Here is a 16,333-nt window from a genome sequence, read left to right as displayed (position 1 = left end):
GGCAAAGGAAGCACCGGCATTACTGATTCAGTAACGCCAGAAGAGTGCGCGTTCGCGCTTCCATCAACGGAATATTTCCGCGCGATTCCACGTTCAGGCGCACCACCGGTTCGGTATTGGAAGAGCGTAAATTGAAGCGCCAGTCGACAAACGCCATGCTGATACCGTCCGTTCTGTCCACCGTCAGCGCCTCACGGGAAAAGTGCTGCTCCACACGCGCAATCGCTGCCGCCGGCTCTGCCAGCGTGCTGTTGATTTCCCCACTCGCCGGATAGGCCACCATCCGGTCACGGACCAGTTCACCCAGCGACTGTCCTTTCAGACTCAGCAGTTCCGCCACCAGCAGCCACGGGATCATTCCGCTGTCGCAGTAAGCAAAATCACGGAAATAGTGATGCGCGCTCATTTCGCCGCCATAAATGGCATCTTCATGGCGCATGCGCTCTTTGATAAACGCGTGCCCGGTTTTTGACATCACCGGTTTACCGCCTGCTGCCGTCACCACGTCCACGGTATTCCAGGACAGGCGCGGGTCGTGGATAATTTTCGCCCCCGGATTCTTCTCCAGAAACGCTTCCGCCAGCAGACCGACAATGTAATAGCCCTCAATGAACTGACCTTTTTCATCGAACAGGAAGCAGCGGTCAAAATCACCGTCGAAGGCAATCCCCATATCCGCACCGTGTTCAATCACCGCATTGCGCGTGTCGGCCCGGCATTCCGGCAGCAGAGGATTGGGGATACCGTTGGGGAAGTTGCCATCCGGCGTATTGTGAATTTTGATGAACTCGACCGGCACCCCCAGCGCCTGAAAACGGGCTTCAATGGCGTCAACCACTGGACCTGCCGCACCGTTGCCGGAGTTGAGCACCAGCTTCATCGGTTTCAGGCTGCCGGGATTGATGTAACCCAGCAGGTGGTCGATGTAGGCATCGCGGGTAGTAATACGCTGGTAGTGGCCACGTTTTGTCGCATCAACCGCCGGGAAGTCGTTGGCTTCCGCCAGGCGCTGCACGTCACGCAGACCGGTATCACCGCTGATGGGCCGCGCCCCTTCCCGCACCAGCTTCATGCCGTTGTAATCCATCGGATTATGGCTGGCGGTCACTTCAATACCGCCGTCAATGCCAAGGTGGAAGGTGGCGAAGTAAATCTCTTCGGTGCCCGACATGCCAATATCCAGCACATTCACCCCCGCATCCTGCAGCCCTTTCGCCAGCGCCAGCTTTAGCGTCTCGCTGGTCAGACGCACATCGCCGCCCAGAACGATAGATTTTGGCTTCAGGAACTCGCCGTAAGCGCGGCCAATGCGCCACGCAATCTCTTCATTCAGCTCTTCGCCCAGCCTGCCGCGAATATCGTAGGCTTTGAAACAGGTTAATTTCGTCATGATTTCCCCTTCTTCAGGCAACAGTTAGCCCTCTCCTGACTGGAGATATTTTTCCCAAAATGACTAGCCGTTAGTTTTTAGGCCGGATAAGGTGTTCACGCCGCCATCCGGCAACGATGATGTTGTGTTACGCGCGCCCGTAGCGATCCGCAAACCGCACCACATCATCCTCATCGAGGTAAGATCCGGAGCGCACTTCAATCAGATCGAGCGGGATTTTCCCGGGGTTCTCCAGACAATGGGTCGCCCCCAGCGGAATATAGACAGACTCGTTTTCAGCAAGCAGTTTGATATCATCATTGATTGTCACCTTCGCGGTACCGGCAACCACAACCCAGTGTTCAGCCCGGTGATGATGCATCTGCACAGACAATCCCTCACCAGGCTTGACGGTAATTCGCTTCACCTGGTAACGCTCTCCGGCATCAATTGAGTCGTACTTGCCCCACGGACGATAAACTTCGCGGTGAATATGATGCTCATGACGCCCGTCAGCCTTAATTTGCTCTACCACTTTTTTGACGTCCTGCACCGCGTTGCGATCGGCTATCAGCACCGCGTCTTTGGTCTGCACCACCACCAGATCTTTCACCCCGACGGTCGTCACCAGGCCGGATTCGGCATACACGTAACTGTTTTCCGTTTTATGGCTAATGACGTCGCCGTGATGCACATTGCCTTCAGCGGTATGGGCACTGATTTCCCACAGCGATGACCAGGAGCCAACATCGCTCCAGCCTGCGTTCATTGGCATCACCACCGCATCGGCGGTACGTTCCATTACCGCATAGTCCACAGACTCTTCCGGGCAGGCGAGGAATGCCTGTTCATCAACGCGGATAAAATCGAGATCGGGGTCGACCGTACTCATGGCATTCTCACAGGCTTCAAGAATGTCGGGACGATACTTTTTCAGTTCTTCCAGGTAACGTCCGGCCCGGAACAAGAACATGCCGCTGTTCCAGTAGTAGTCGCCGCTCGTCACGTAAGCCTGCGCGGTTTCCAGATTGGGCTTTTCAACAAACTGTGCCACTTCAAAAGCCACAGCGTCGGTATTCGTCGGCGAGACTTCCCCCCGGCGGATATAGCCATAGCCGGTTTCCGGCTGGTCCGGCACGATACCGAACGTCACCAGCTTACCCGCTCCGGCATATGGCATCGCATTGCGAACCGCCTCGCGGAATGCCTCTTCGTTGGCAATCATGTGATCGGCCGCCAAGACCAGCAGCAGCGGATCCTCACCCGGACTTTGACGTTTTGCCGCCAGCGCGGCCAGCGCTATCGCCGGTGCCGTGTTACGCCCGGCAGGTTCGAGAATGATGTTCTCAGTCAGTTTGTGCAGCTGTCGTAACTGTTCCGCTACGATAAAACGGTGTTGTTCATTACAGATAACCACCGGGCTTTCGCACTCCACGCCGTTCAGACGGCAAATCGTCGTCTGCAGCATGGTGAGATCGCCTTTCAGGCACAGGAACTGCTTTGGGTACAGCACGCGGGACAGTGGCCATAAACGGCTACCCGAGCCACCGGCCATCACCACCGGAAAGAGTTTGCTTTGACTCATCATGTACCCCGTATATCTGCAAGAAATTGACTCAGCACGTTTTCTTTATCCAGCGTGCGTTCGGCATAATCACGTGCCACCGTGTTTACTTTTGGCATCATCAATGCCCGTTTAATACCGCAAACCAGCGCGTTTACCGACTCCGGCTCCACGCACACCGCAATGCCAGGGTGAGCGTCACAAAGCTGACCCAGCTCGGTTTCTGGTTCGGCGGTAATAACTGCGTTACCACCAACAGCGAGGATATTGGTCAATTTGGAGGGCAGTACGGCATCAGCCGCACCACGCTTTTGCACGACCAGATGACAATCCGCAATCTTGAGCAACGCTGGCAGCGCGTCATATGATTGCAGCGGAAAGAACATCACGTTATTCAGGCCGCGTTCGCAGGCCATGCTCTCCAGCCGCGCTTTACCACCGCCCTGCCCGACAATCACAAACATCCAGGGGTGTTCGCTCAACTCGAGCGCTGCGTCTATCACGCTCTCCAGCCCCTGCTTTTCACCGATATTGCCTGAGTAAAGAACGATCTTTTGTTCGGCAGGCAATCCCAGTTGCTGGGACAACGCCAGGGCATCGGCGTCGCTCACATCACGAAAGCGCGTCACTTCTGACCAGTTCGGAAAGAAAATAACCTTGTGCGGCGCAACGCCTTTTTCCATGGCTTTGTGCATCATGGAACGGGAAATCGTCGAAATATGGTCCATATTCAACAGCCCACTGCGCTCAAAGGCGCTGGCCAGTTTTGCCACCATACCGCGCGTGCCTTTGCCCGCCATTCCTAGCCCCAACATGGCATCGACTTCGTAATCCTGAACGTGCAATAGCGTACGTGCGCCACAAAGCTTTGCCAGCAGGCGCATGCCCGGCGTGCAAAACAGCGTCGGCACCACGCCGATAATGCGATCCGGCTTCCAGCGACGTTGCGCCAGTAGCGGGAAAAAACTGCTCAGGGCGAAACTGCCCAAATGCAGCAGGCGCTTGAGCGTTGAGGGTTGCTCAGGCACATACAGCGGACAACGCCAGACGAGGGCGTCGCCCTCTTCGCGACGGTAGCGCCAGGATGAATAACTGCCGTTTACCTTCCACTGGGGATAATAAGGCGGCGCGGTGATCACCCGAACGTCATGCCCCTGCTGCGTCATCCACTCCACCATTTCACCGGTGTATTTGCCGATACCGGTCAACTCCGGCGAATAGTTGATGCCATACACGAGGATCTTCATAGCCCGGGTACTCCGGCCTGACTTGTTTTACAGAAGTAAGCCCGACTGTTGTCGTGCACGTGGTCACTGACCAGAATCTGTGTAGCCGCCATCCATCGGTACGCATCATGTTGGACATTGGGCAGTTGCAAGTCGTTTTCCGACACCCGCAGACGAAATCCCAGCACGATGTAATGCGTTGAGAAATCATCCCCAGAAAAGTTGTCGTCATAGAAGTGCTGCCAGACACCGTAAAACTCCGCAGCAGACAGCGGTAAACGTAACCCCAGCTCCGTTTCGGTAAGCCGCTCAAAGGCCACGTGCAGCGGTTCATCTTTTTGCACCCGACCGCCGGGCACAAACCAGTAACCCTGCGCCGGACGATTGAGACGCTTACCGAGCAGAAATTCACCGTGGGTGTTTTCCACGATCAAATCGATGGAAATCAGCGGAGTTGAACGTACTACGGTGGCAAAATCCTCATGACGTAAAAACATGCTTACCCCCGGTAGCGCTGCTGGTTTTCAAGGAACCACTGCCAGGTACTGGCAAGCCCCGCTTCCAGTGATATCTCGTGATACCAGCCCAACTGATGCAGACGCGTAACATCGAGCAATTTGCGCGGCGTTCCATCCGGTTTGCTGGCGTCGAACACCACGCGCCCCTTGTAACCCACGACCTGCGCGATGGTTTGCGCCAGTTCGCGGATAGTGCAGTCCACGCCGGTCCCCACATTGATATGCGACAGCATCGGCTGGGTATATTCCTGCAAGACTTCCTGAGCCAGCTCCATCACGTGGATACTGGCCGCTGCCATATCGTCAACATGCAGAAATTCACGCATTGGCGTCCCGCTTCCCCACACCACCACATCCGGCGTATTGTGCTCGCGAGCGTCATGAAAGCGGCGCAGCAGCGCCGGGATCACATGCGAATTACTCGGGTGGAAGTTGTCATGCGGCCCATACAGATTGGTCGGCATCACCGAGCGATAATCGCGGCCATACTGGCGGTTATACGATTCGCACAGCTTGATCCCGGCAATTTTGGCAATCGCATACGGCTCATTGGTCGGTTCCAGCTGCCCCTGCAACAGCTCGCTTTCGGCTATTGGCTGGGTGGCTTGCTTTGGATAAATACAGGATGATCCGAGGAACAGCAGTTTATTCACGTTATGCAAATGCGCAGCATGAATAATGTTGCTCTCAATCATCATGTTTTCATAAATAAAATCAGCAGGATAAGTATTATTCGCCACGATCCCGCCAACTTTAGCCGCCGCCAGATAAACCTGGTCAATACGTTCAGTGGCAAAGAACGCCTGCACCGCACTTGCGTCCAGCAGGTTAAGTTGGTCGCGGGTACGCAGCACCAGCTCGACATTATCTCGCTGCGACAATTGTCTGACGATGGCGGACCCCACCATCCCGCGATGGCCCGCCACAAAAATACGTTGTGTCTTCATCCTCAGTACTCCAGCGCGATGGCGACCTCGTAACCGTGCGACTTCAGCAGGGAATGCTTCTTCGCTGCTTCCAGATCGTTGGCAACCATTTCCGAGATCATCTGGCGCAACGTGATTTCCGGCTTCCAGCCCAGTTTTTCATGCGCTTTGGCCGGATCGCCCAGCAGCGTTTCCACCTCTGCCGGACGGAAATAGCGCGGGTCAACGGCAATCATGACATCCCCAGGTTTCACACCCGGCGCGTCGTGTCCGGTTACGGAAACCACAATGCCTTTCTCATTCACGCCCTCGCCTTCAAAGCGCAATTTAATCCCCAACTGAGCGGCGGCCATTTCCACAAACTGGCGCACGGAATACTGCACGCCGGTGGCAATCACGAAATCTTCCGGCTTGTCCTGCTGCAGCATCATCCACTGCATCCTGACGTAATCTTTGGCATGCCCCCAGTCACGCAGCGAATCCATATTGCCCAGGTACAGGCAAGACTCCAGCCCCTGCGCGATGTTGGCGATCGCACGCGTAATTTTGCGCGTGACAAAGGTTTCGCCGCGGCGCGGAGATTCGTGGTTAAACAGAATACCGTTACAGGCATACATACCGTAAGATTCGCGGTAGTTGACGGTTATCCAGTAGGCGTACAGCTTAGCAACGGCATACGGCGAGCGCGGGTAGAACGGCGTGCTCTCTTTCTGCGGGATTTCCTGTACCAGACCGTACAGTTCAGAGGTGGAAGCCTGATAAAAACGGGTCTTCTTTTCCAGGCCGAGGAAGCGGATAGCTTCCAGCAAACGTAAGGTGCCGATAGCATCGACATCCGCGGTGTATTCCGGTGAATCAAACGATACCGCGACATGACTCATGGCGCCGAGGTTATAGACCTCATCCGGTTGCACTTCCTGTAAAATACGGGTCAGGTTGGAGGAGTCCGTCAAATCGCCATAGTGCAGATGGAATTTGGGATTGCCCGAATGCGGATCCTGATAGATGTGGTCCACTCGTTCGGTGTTGAATGATGAAGCGCGGCGCTTAATACCGTGTACTTCATACCCTTTTTCCAGCAGGAACTCTGCCAGGTAAGAACCATCCTGCCCGGTTACGCCAGTGATGAGAGCGACTTTTGACATGTTATTACCTCTTAAATGATCCCCTCAGGGAGTAACTTTCTCGACGCGTTCGCGTGTGACTATTGCGGGATTTCCCCGACAAACGACATTGGCTGGCAGCGATTTAAATACACTGCTGCGTGCTCCGACGACGGTGCCATCGCCAATCGTCACGCCAGGCGCGACAAAGACATCTGTCGCCAGCCAGCATTTATCACCAACTACAATTGGTGTGGCGTTAATATCAAAATGTTGACTGGCATAATCATGACTCCCGGTGCATAAATAACTTTTTTGCGAAATAACCGCGTGCGCACCAATCGTAATATCACCCAGCGTATATAAAACCGCGTCATCACCCACCCAGGAATAATCTCCCAGGGTTAATTTCCACGGATAAGTAATTTTTACTGAAGGTCGAATAACTACGTTTTTTCCTATTTTTGCGCCAAACATTCGCAATAAAAACGCACGCCAGCGATACATTACCTGTGGGGACCAGCGAAATAATGTGGCTTGCACTGCCCACCATAATTGCACTTTAATGGCACCGCCGCCGCGAAAACCTCCCGGCACGTTGAAGCCGCTTAAATCCTGCATAATGTACCCTTACGCTTTTCCATATAAGGTTTTTGTTTTACCGGTTGTGCGCAGACGTAAATATTCTGACAACCCGGTCCAAAAACCTGGCATGTGTAATATCTGGCGCTGTACCTTTTTTGCATCCCGGCACAATTCCAGATTATTCGTCGTTGACACCCCACCCATGGAAAACTCTGACACCAGCCCGCTCAGCTTTTTAAACGCGTAACCTGACTTGTATAATTTGGCTGCCAGTGCGTAATCAGACGATATCTTATATTGCAAATCATAGCGCCAGACATTCAGTCCAGAGAGAGGAAAGAAGATTGCCTGATGGCTGGCGGGAAGGCTGTGATAAATATACCAACCCGGCTTGGCCCGCCGCTTAATTTTGTTACCATTACCGAAATCCAGCAACGCATCGCCAATGACCATCGCTTTATCGCTCTGCGTTTTTAGCTGGCGGATAAAATGAGCAGCATCTGCATGCAGAATATCCCCGGAGTTGAGGAACAGCGCAAACCGCCCGCGCGCCATAGCGATACCTTTATTCATTGCATCATAGATGCCCTTATCCGGCTCGCTGACAAACCGTAACCGGTGCTCTCCACTGAGCCCTTCAAGAAAGGCCGAGGTACCGTCAGAGGAGCCGCCATCAACAACAATCCACTCAAAACTGATATCACCCGCCTGCGTCAGATGAGCTAACGACGCGTGAGTTTTGACGATCCCTTCCAGATTACGAAAGGCGACGGTAATAATACTGAGCAGCATGCGTTCTACCTCGCTATATTCAGCGCCTTGCGCAAAATAAACGGACATACAATTAAAAATGCGTATTCCGGACTAAATACTGAACCTGTAAAAAACAGCGACAGCGGCGTAAAAAGATAAAGCTGCACCCGATAATTCTGATTATCACCAAACGCATTGATCATCATCTTCATGACTTTCCCCATGTACCACAGGGCTAATATCACCGCGAACCATGAGAAATAAATAATCAGCAGATACAAGCCATTGTCTATCGTTTTACCAACATCTGCACCGTTAAAAATTCCGAATGACGCAACATATTCATAAAGTGAGCCGAATCTCACTACCCCATCAACGTTAAGTAACGAATAACCGACCATTACTAATGGTCCCACGATACGATAATACGATGATGAGCCTTCAGTTCCTAAATCTCCAAGCCGTGTCGCGATGTACGGAAACGCAAATATCACACCAACAACAAACACGCATAATGAGATTATCGCCAGCGGCAACTTCTTTTTTATCGCATCTTTATTCAGATACTGGAACGCCCACTCCAGGAGGTAAAACAAAATAAATGTCATTACCCCTGAAAACGATCCTGATAATATTATCCCTGCCAGAATCATAGCATCGGACTTAGGCGTTTTGATACCAAACTGTTTGATACTGAGCCAAATTGAGATTAACGCCAGAGCGAAGAATGCCGGCTCGAAATAGAGTGCAGTGGTACGCTTCCCGCCAAACTTAATAAAGTTCAGAACATAGCTATTACTGTAAATAAGATATTTCGAAATAACTTCCATTAAACTGCTGCCGCCACTAAGAATTATCTGCGCCATTTCCACCGCAGCTAACCCCACCACCAGGCACACAACCAGCCAGAAAAAACGCAAGATCTTAATGTAGTTATGCGGCGAAATGGTTTTGAAGCGAATACTCCACACCATACCGATAATCACCACGGTATAGACAAACAGCATTGCGGACGTCACGTACTTGCTGGCATCCAGTGATTGTCCGAACAGATAGTTAAACGCCGTCAGTCCGCCTCCTACGCCCAGCGCAATCATTAATTTTTTAATATTGATGCGCTCGACAAACAGCAACAGCAGAACGGGCAAGAACGTGACGATAGTTATCGGGAAGCTCTCGCCAAGCTGGGCGAGTTTGACGTTAACCAGCAGATAAAGCAGCGGTAGCACCAGATAGCTACAGATTCTGATAGAACGAGACATACTCCTCCAGCATCTGTTGTCCACTGTATGCCACCCGGCTGCGCTGGCTGAACGCGGCAAGCGACGTGTCAAATACCGCCTGCGCAATGTCTGATCTTTTCAGTTGCACCAGGTGCAAAACGTCCGCTTCGCTGAACGTTTTGCCGCCCGATTTCGCCAGCACTTCCTGCGCGGCATCGCTGTGCGTAGCAATCACCGGTACGCCGATGGAAAGCGCTTCGCACAGAATCAGCGGGTAGTTATCAACGCGCGAGCTGAACACCAGCCCATCCATCTCGTTAAGCGCGCTCATCAACGTGCGCTTATCGCTCTCAAACCCGTGATTGATGACGTTATCCCCCACAAACGGGGAAAATTTGCCGAAGGTATGCAGCTCAATTTTTTCTCCGAGCGCAATCATCGCTCGCACCAGTTGCTGACTGGTTTTACCGTCATAGCGCAGGTCATGGGCCACTACGGCGATTTTTGGTCTGCCGCTTTCCTCATGCTTAGCGGGAAGTTCGGCAAGAATGGCTTCCGTTGCCACATCGATGCCGTTGTTAATAATGCGGCAACGACCGGCGCCATACAGACTGTTGAATGCATCGGCCACATGCTGACTGGGCGAGATGAACTGGCAGCCCAGCGCCAGCATGGCGCGAAACATCTGCCGTTTACCAGGCAACTGTTGATGGGCTTTATCGATTTTTACCGGCGGATAGTTACTGAGCGTTGGACATTTCTGACAGCCCGTTTTCCAGCTTTCGCAGCCATCGGTAAAGGCACAGCGCCCGGTCACACTCCAGTGATCGTGCAGCGTCCAGACGAAGGTGATATCCGGTTTATGCGCCTTCACTTTTTGGCAAAAGGCGACCACCTCTTCCAGATTCAACCAGTAGCTGTGCAACACATGAAAATGCAGTACCAGAGGGCCGGAAGTGCGGGTTACCGTACGGTACAACTTGTCGAGATTGCCAAACATGTCGCGGTTCGCGAAACGAAACAGCGCAATGTTCGCCGCCGACGTCAGACGTGGCGTATGTTTGATAACCTGCGGGTAATTCGCATGGCTGACGCTTTTCTTACCGCCTTTGCCATAGCCGTAGACAAAATGCGATGACAGCCCTTTTTCCAGCGCCCTCAGATGCAAATCTAACGCCACGCCTGCCGCCCCGCCTTCTGCGAGCCGCACATTAAACTGTAATATCTTCATTTTATTACCTTCACCCGTGCCTTCTCGCCCACGACCAACGTATTGTCCGGGATGCTATCCACTACGACGCTCCCGGCGCCAATCGTCACGTTATCGCCAATGGCAACGCCGCCAAGCAGAGTGACATTGGCCCCCAGCTCAACGCCGTTACCGATGACCGGACAGGACAGATCGTTGCCGCCAAGATTGCCGATGGTGACGCCATGGCGCAGGGTGAAATCATCCCCCGCCACCACGTGTTTATTGATCACCACCCCATAGCCATGATGGATGGTGAAACGACGACCAATAGATGCAGCGGCCTGGATTTCATAGCCAAACACGCATTCAGTGATAAGGCGATACATCACCAGCACCGGCGCCGCCCACAGGTTGTTCAAGACATTTTTTTTACGCCAGACGGAGCAAAAATGGGCAATCCGATAGGCCACCACCATGCAGCAGGGTCGCAGACTCCAGCCGTTCGCGCGCAAATCTTCCAGCATACTTAGCGTCCTCGCAGTCCGTCGGCCAGGCGCTTACTATTGCGAACAGAAAGCAGCGTCAGCAACGTGCGCCAGTTCATCCGTTTGTTGCGGATCTGGTAGAGGGTAAACAGCTGATATTTCTTGCTGGCCCGGTCAAATTTGCCTTTGTGCTTACGGTAGAACTGAAAGTAGCCGGAGAATTTATGCGGGGATGAGGTAATACGCATTTCACCGTGATTCACATGCAGGATCTGCGTTGCCTCTTTTACCTTCCACGGTTTGCCATACGCCACCACCATGCGCAGGAAAATGTCATAATCCTGCGCCGCTTTCAGCGTGGTATCGAACAGGCATGCTTTAAACCGCCAGGCCCAGGTAAATACCTGATTACCAATAATATTGCGCTTATAAAATTTACGGCGTGAATAAACGGCCTTCGGATAGAGCGGCAAACTGGTCGGCTGCGAATATACTTCGCCTTCACAGACATAGTCATTGGCATACAGAAACGCCCGCGTCACCAGATGATGGCGATAATTGAGAAATACGCTCAGGCGGTTCGGCGTCCATTCATCATCATCATCAATACCCGTAATATATTGCCCACTGGCCTGCATGATGGCCTGATTACGCACCGCACAGGCTCCGGAGTTAGTGGGATTACGCGTATACGACACACGCGGATCGTTGAGTTCTTCAACAAATTGCTGCAGTTGCTCATACGAGGAAGAGCAATCATCCACAATGATCATCTCCCAGTGAGGATAGTCCTGGCGCAGTACCGATTTAATCGCCCGGATGGCCAGTTGCTGACGGTTCCAGGTGGGCATATAAATTGAAATTAGCGGGTTGTCTGTCGTCATTTTCGTTTCCCAGATATCCCCGTCATACTTCGAGTTGCATCTGCGTTGGCTTTCCTGCAACTCGAATTATTTAGGGTATAAATATGTTTTTGTGGGCCGCTATCCGGCAATGTTCGTAACCTATTTCGTATCCGAGGTGTACTCGTATTCGTAGTAACCGTAATCCTGATACCCGCTGGCGCGGCGGAAGATCGAGTTCAGGATCACCCCTTTCACCTGAATGCCGTTTTGCTCAAAGCGACTCAGGCTGGTTTCCACCTCTTTCAGCGTGTTGACCGCGTAACGCGCCACCATCAGCGTGGTTCCAGCGTGACGCCCCACGATAGCCGCGTCGGTCACCGCCAGTATTGGCGGGGTATCGATCAGCACCAGGTCATAGTGCGAGCTGGCCCATGCAATCAGTTCGCCAAAGCGTTCACTCATCAGCAACTCGGAGGGGTTGGGGGGAATTTGTCCGCGAGGGATCAGATCGAAATGTGGAATCGATGTCGGTTTCGCACTGCATGAGATATCCCCCTTGCCGATGAGGATCTCAGACAGACCGTTAACGTTATTGGTCCCCAGCAGCTCGTGGGTATAGCCTTTGCGCATGTCGCAGTCGATCAACAGCACGCGTTTGTTGGTCTGACTAACGACCGCCGCCAGGTTGGCGCAGACAAATGTTTTACCAATCGACGGGCTGACACCGGTCAGCATCAAGACGTTGTTGCGCGCCTGCATCATGGCAAAGTGCAGGCTGGTACGCAGGCTGCGGATCGCTTCTATCGCAAGATCCGTCGGATTCCCCACTGCCAGCAACTGGCTTTGCTTGTAGCGTTTCACGCCTTTAATGGTCTGCACGTTATCGCGTGCTTTTTGCCATTCTGATAGCGGAATGCTGGCATACACGCTGATACCATGCTCTTCCAGCGCCTGTGGGCTTTCAATGCCGCGATTAAACAGGGAACGCAGCAGTACGCCCACCACTGAAAGCATCAAACCAAGAATGATGCTGCCGAGAATAATCAGCGTCGTTTTCGGCTTCAGCACGCCAGGCTGGGCAATCGCGGGATCGACGATGCGCACATCTCCGACCGTACTGGCCTCGGTAATCTTCAGCTCCTGTTGCTTGTTCAGCAGCTGCATATAGACCTGCTGGCCGGACTCCACGTCACGCGTCAGACGGACAATTTCCTGCTGCGTTTTCGGCATCGCCGTTACGCGCCCGTTCAGCTTGCTTTTCTCATCTTCCAGCGCCTGGCGTTTTTCCAACAAGGTGCGGTACGCAGGGTGCGCTTTGGTGAACAGCTTGGAAATCTCCGCTTCTTTGAAGGTCAGCTCATTAAGCTGCGCATCAATATTCACCATGGAATCCAGCACCGCTTTGGCTTCCAGCGGCAAATCCACGGAGTCTTTGTCCTGACGAAAGGCATTCAGCTTGTTTTCGGCAACGTCCAGCCGGTTACGTACCTCGGGCAACTGCTTTGCCAGAAACGCCAGACTTTTGGCGGCCTCTTCAGATTTACGCTCCACGTTTTGTTGCAGATAGTTGCGGGTAATACTGTCAAGGATCTGGCGGATTTGCTCGCGGTCTTCGCCGGTAAAGGTCAGGCTCAGTACGCCAGTGTCTTTGCCGGTTTCCGTCACCATCAGATTATTTTGCAAGGTGTTGATCATGCCCAGCGTGGAGAATTTGCTGACGGTAAATTGGCTCTCAGGGCTGGCATGGATCGCCTCGACCAGCATCGTCACGCCGTCATGTTTCAGCACCTGCCCAACCTGCCCCTGGGCGCTAAAACCTCCGTCACTCACCAGCTGATAACTTTTGTCATTCAGCACGCTTAGCGTGAAGGTCTGTTCATTCATTGCCTTTGGCAGCGTGAAAGTCGTCACGTTAACCGTTTCGTTCTGGCGACCCATCAACCGATCCCAACCCGCGCCAAAAATGGGGAACGTATCTTTGGTAACCGCGATATCCAGGTTGAGATCGTCTACCGTTTTCCCCAATACCAGCCGTGACTGGATGAGCTGAATTTCCGCTTCAGAGGCCGGAGGTTTGTTCGACAACGCCGAGCCAATATCCTGCACCAGTGAATTTCCGGTATTTTGCTCAATTTGCACCAGCGCGTCCGCACTGTAGATCGGAGTGGCAAATAGCGTGTAAACCGCTGCGCATAATGCAAATGCCGCAGTAATACCAAGCACCCACCAGCGGGCTTCCACCACCGTTGCCACCAGACGGCCAATATCGATTTCATCATTGCCCGTTACCGGCGCAGCAGACTGTTTTACTTTTTCTATCATTGTTTTCCCTGCTCTGCGTTCAGTGCCTGAGCCCATTGGCGTGCAGACCGTTCAAGTAATGCGTACACCGCGTCAAACGCATCACGGCTTTTACGATACGGATCGGGAATTTCGCGCTCGCTGTCCCAGTGACCAAACAACATCACTTTGCCGCGCATCTCCGGCACCATTTCACACAGGGCAGAGATATGGCGTTTTTCCATGGTCAGGATCAGGTCATACTCCCGGCACATTCGTCCCGAGATCTGCCGGGCACAATGATTCTCCAGTGACAGGTTGTGCGCCTGCGCCACGCTGATGGCGCACGGGTCCGCGCCTTTGCCTACCAACGCCCCGAGGCCGGCAGAAGAGACCGTCAGCGCCGGGTGAAATTGCCTTAACAAGCGCTCTGCCGTCGGAGAGCGGCAAATGTTCCCCACACAGACAACTAAGATTTTGTTAAACATGACGATTACCAGTTGTGAAGGTCGCTGGCCGTGTCCGTCATATAGCGAACACCGCTAATAGTCGGCAGCAACTGATTGATCAAACGGTTCCAGCGAGCAACCGGCGCGGTAGTGACGTACACCACATCGTATGGCTGGAGTCGGAATGACGTCGCCATCACCAGCGATGTCGCATCGGACATATCAAGCTGATAGATATTGGCAATCTTGCCGTTGTTCCCGCCCTCGCCTTTCAATGGACGAATAACGAAAATGCCGCTGGCGTTGGAGGTGGTCAGGTCGATACCTTCCGCGTTGCCGAGTGCTTCGGTGAGCGTCATGCCGCTGAAGTCCATTTTGAGGGTGCTCTGTTTTTTCACTTCCCCCATCACGAAGACTTTCAAATCGTCATTACGCGGAACAAACAGGATGTCGCCAGGATAGAGCAGACGGTTCTGGCTCAGGTCGCCATTTTGCATTAGCGCTTGCAGTGAAATGCGTTGCTCCTGCCCTTTATGAGTCAGTACAACGTTGCGCCAGTCTGCCGCCTCGGTGAGACCGCCTGCGGCGTTAATGGCATCGAGAATGGTAAGCGGCACGTTGGTGATGGCCTGCTGGCCGGATTTGTTCACCTGCCCGGAGACATAGGCCTTCTGCGAACGGAAAGCGGCGATATTAACGTCCACCTGCGGGTCAGCAATGTACTTCGCTAAGCGCCCGGTAATATCACTACGAATTTCGGCCAACGTTTTCCCTGACACGCTAACTTTGCCGATGTAGGGGTAAAACATGGTGCCATCAGGCTGCACCCAGTTGCCGGCATCACTTGAGCTACGATACTGCCCGGCCGGCGTGGTGAGTTCAGGATGATCCCAGACGGTAACATTCAGGACATCGCCCGGGCCAACCCGGTACTGATACCCGGCAATCTCCTGGTCGAGAGACATATTAGGCTGCGCAACATTTGGTCGGGGACGTAATTGTTCGACCAGTCGTGGGGTGAGTGGATAAACATTCACCATGCGATCGATATCAAAATCAGCGTCCTGCTGTTTAATCACATCTTTGCCCATCGTAGACATATTGCTGCCCGGAAGCACGGTACAACCGTTTATCAAGATTACCGATACCAATACAGGCATCAATTTAAGTTTGGATTTCATCATTGATTATTTATCACTTTGGCAGAGTAATTATCATGTGCGATCTAAATAGCGACTTCGCCTGTACGCATTTACCTTGCCGTTAATTGAAATGGAATTTAACTGGCATCTGTCCTAAAAAAAATGAATTCATCTGCGGTCTCTTGACAGAATAATTTAGGCTCGTCTCAGGCGACCAGACACGCTACCGCCCCTGGCTTCATTAGCTACCAATGCACTGATTAATTTAAATTTTTATCTTCTCCTTTATTTTCATAACATTCACAACGGGAACGCATCAGGAATAGCGCCGCTGGTTGATAAGGAAATATTTATCTTTTGATTATTACCGGAGGAATTGTTGCAGCTAAGCGAATATCAGGCAAGGTAACAAGTTACCGACAACTTGCTTTTAAGATTAATATTAAGCGTTGAATTTGTATATTTTTAGGATTTTATTGATATTGACAACATTAATATATAAATATCCCACCTGCGATATTTCTTAAAGAGCTTTGGATTAATAATATTATTTCCTGTAGTTACATTAAGGCTAATATCCCGTACCTGGTTGTAATAGCCTACAGAGAAATCCCTCCTCGCCATTGCATTTTTCGCCAGTTTTACCCATGATCGAATTGTGACAATTGTCATA

At 52.5% G+C, this 16,333-nt stretch carries 15 protein-coding genes; all 15 read right to left on the bottom strand.

Going from position 1 to position 16,333, the window contains the following annotated elements; all coding sequences use genetic code 11:
- Positions 1-19 precede the first annotated feature (19 nt).
- The 15 genes from cpsG to OGW44_RS11850 all read right to left on the bottom strand — a co-directional run bounded on the left by cpsG (position 20) and on the right by OGW44_RS11850 (position 15,702).
- The gene (cpsG, locus tag OGW44_RS11920; protein WP_185654840.1) at positions 20-1,390 is read right to left on the bottom strand and encodes a colanic acid biosynthesis phosphomannomutase CpsG; all 1,371 of its coding nucleotides are present in this window, start codon (positions 1,388-1,390) and stop codon (positions 20-22) included.
- Between the two features lie 127 nt (positions 1,391-1,517).
- Positions 1,518-2,954, bottom strand: a complete 1,437-nt coding sequence (gene cpsB / locus OGW44_RS11915; protein ID WP_053388855.1) for a mannose-1-phosphate guanyltransferase — start codon at positions 2,952-2,954, stop codon at positions 1,518-1,520.
- The gene (gene wcaI, locus OGW44_RS11910) at positions 2,954-4,180 is read right to left on the bottom strand and encodes a colanic acid biosynthesis fucosyltransferase WcaI (RefSeq protein ID WP_185654841.1); all 1,227 of its coding nucleotides are present in this window, start codon (positions 4,178-4,180) and stop codon (positions 2,954-2,956) included. The genes cpsB and wcaI overlap by 1 nt, the downstream gene beginning before the upstream one ends.
- Positions 4,177-4,656: a GDP-mannose mannosyl hydrolase gene (locus OGW44_RS11905; protein ID WP_153690222.1), complete on the bottom strand. Its 480-nt coding sequence runs from the start codon at positions 4,654-4,656 to the stop codon at positions 4,177-4,179. Before OGW44_RS11905 ends, wcaI begins: the two co-directional genes overlap by 4 nt.
- Before the next feature lie 2 nt (positions 4,657-4,658).
- The gene (gene fcl, locus OGW44_RS11900) at positions 4,659-5,624 is read right to left on the bottom strand and encodes a GDP-L-fucose synthase (RefSeq protein WP_016156919.1); all 966 of its coding nucleotides are present in this window, start codon (positions 5,622-5,624) and stop codon (positions 4,659-4,661) included.
- Between the two features lie 2 nt (positions 5,625-5,626).
- Positions 5,627-6,748 (bottom strand): GDP-mannose 4,6-dehydratase, encoded by a 1,122-nt coding sequence (gene gmd, locus OGW44_RS11895; protein ID WP_016156920.1) that lies wholly within the window; start codon positions 6,746-6,748, stop codon positions 5,627-5,629.
- A gap of 24 nt (positions 6,749-6,772) precedes the next feature.
- Entirely contained in the window at positions 6,773-7,327 is a 555-nt protein-coding gene (gene wcaF / locus OGW44_RS11890) for a colanic acid biosynthesis acetyltransferase WcaF (RefSeq protein ID WP_016153587.1), read from the bottom strand.
- A gap of 9 nt (positions 7,328-7,336) precedes the next feature.
- Positions 7,337-8,083, bottom strand: a complete 747-nt coding sequence (gene wcaE / locus OGW44_RS11885; protein WP_049270706.1) for a colanic acid biosynthesis glycosyltransferase WcaE — start codon at positions 8,081-8,083, stop codon at positions 7,337-7,339.
- A gap of 5 nt (positions 8,084-8,088) precedes the next feature.
- Complete coding sequence (wcaD, locus tag OGW44_RS11880; RefSeq protein WP_286454088.1) at positions 8,089-9,306, bottom strand: colanic acid polymerase WcaD; 1,218 nt, start codon at positions 9,304-9,306, stop codon at positions 8,089-8,091.
- Positions 9,281-10,498, bottom strand: a complete 1,218-nt coding sequence (gene wcaC, locus OGW44_RS11875) for a colanic acid biosynthesis glycosyltransferase WcaC (RefSeq protein WP_065554134.1) — start codon at positions 10,496-10,498, stop codon at positions 9,281-9,283. Before wcaC ends, wcaD begins: the two co-directional genes overlap by 26 nt.
- Entirely contained in the window at positions 10,495-10,983 is a 489-nt protein-coding gene (gene wcaB / locus OGW44_RS11870; protein ID WP_016156923.1) for a colanic acid biosynthesis acetyltransferase WcaB, read from the bottom strand. The genes wcaC and wcaB overlap by 4 nt, the downstream gene beginning before the upstream one ends.
- Before the next feature lie 2 nt (positions 10,984-10,985).
- On the bottom strand, positions 10,986-11,828 hold the full coding sequence (wcaA, locus tag OGW44_RS11865; RefSeq protein WP_016153592.1) for a colanic acid biosynthesis glycosyltransferase WcaA: 843 nt from the start codon (positions 11,826-11,828) through the stop codon (positions 10,986-10,988).
- Positions 11,829-11,948: 120 nt separating this feature from the next.
- Positions 11,949-14,111 (bottom strand): tyrosine-protein kinase Wzc, encoded by a 2,163-nt coding sequence (gene wzc, locus OGW44_RS11860; protein WP_185654843.1) that lies wholly within the window; start codon positions 14,109-14,111, stop codon positions 11,949-11,951.
- Entirely contained in the window at positions 14,108-14,557 is a 450-nt protein-coding gene (gene wzb, locus OGW44_RS11855) for a low molecular weight protein-tyrosine-phosphatase Wzb (RefSeq protein WP_016156925.1), read from the bottom strand. Before wzb ends, wzc begins: the two co-directional genes overlap by 4 nt.
- A 5-nt stretch (positions 14,558-14,562) precedes the next feature.
- Positions 14,563-15,702: a polysaccharide export protein gene (locus OGW44_RS11850; protein WP_016153595.1), complete on the bottom strand. Its 1,140-nt coding sequence runs from the start codon at positions 15,700-15,702 to the stop codon at positions 14,563-14,565.
- Positions 15,703-16,333: the final 631 nt, after the last annotated feature.

Origin of the sequence: Citrobacter sp. Cb023, from assembly GCF_030336805.1 — a bacterium.
In the GTDB taxonomy this organism is placed as follows: domain Bacteria; phylum Pseudomonadota; class Gammaproteobacteria; order Enterobacterales; family Enterobacteriaceae; genus Citrobacter; species Citrobacter braakii.
The sequence above is the reverse complement of the archived record's forward strand: the minus strand, read 5'-3'. Positions and strand labels throughout refer to the sequence as shown.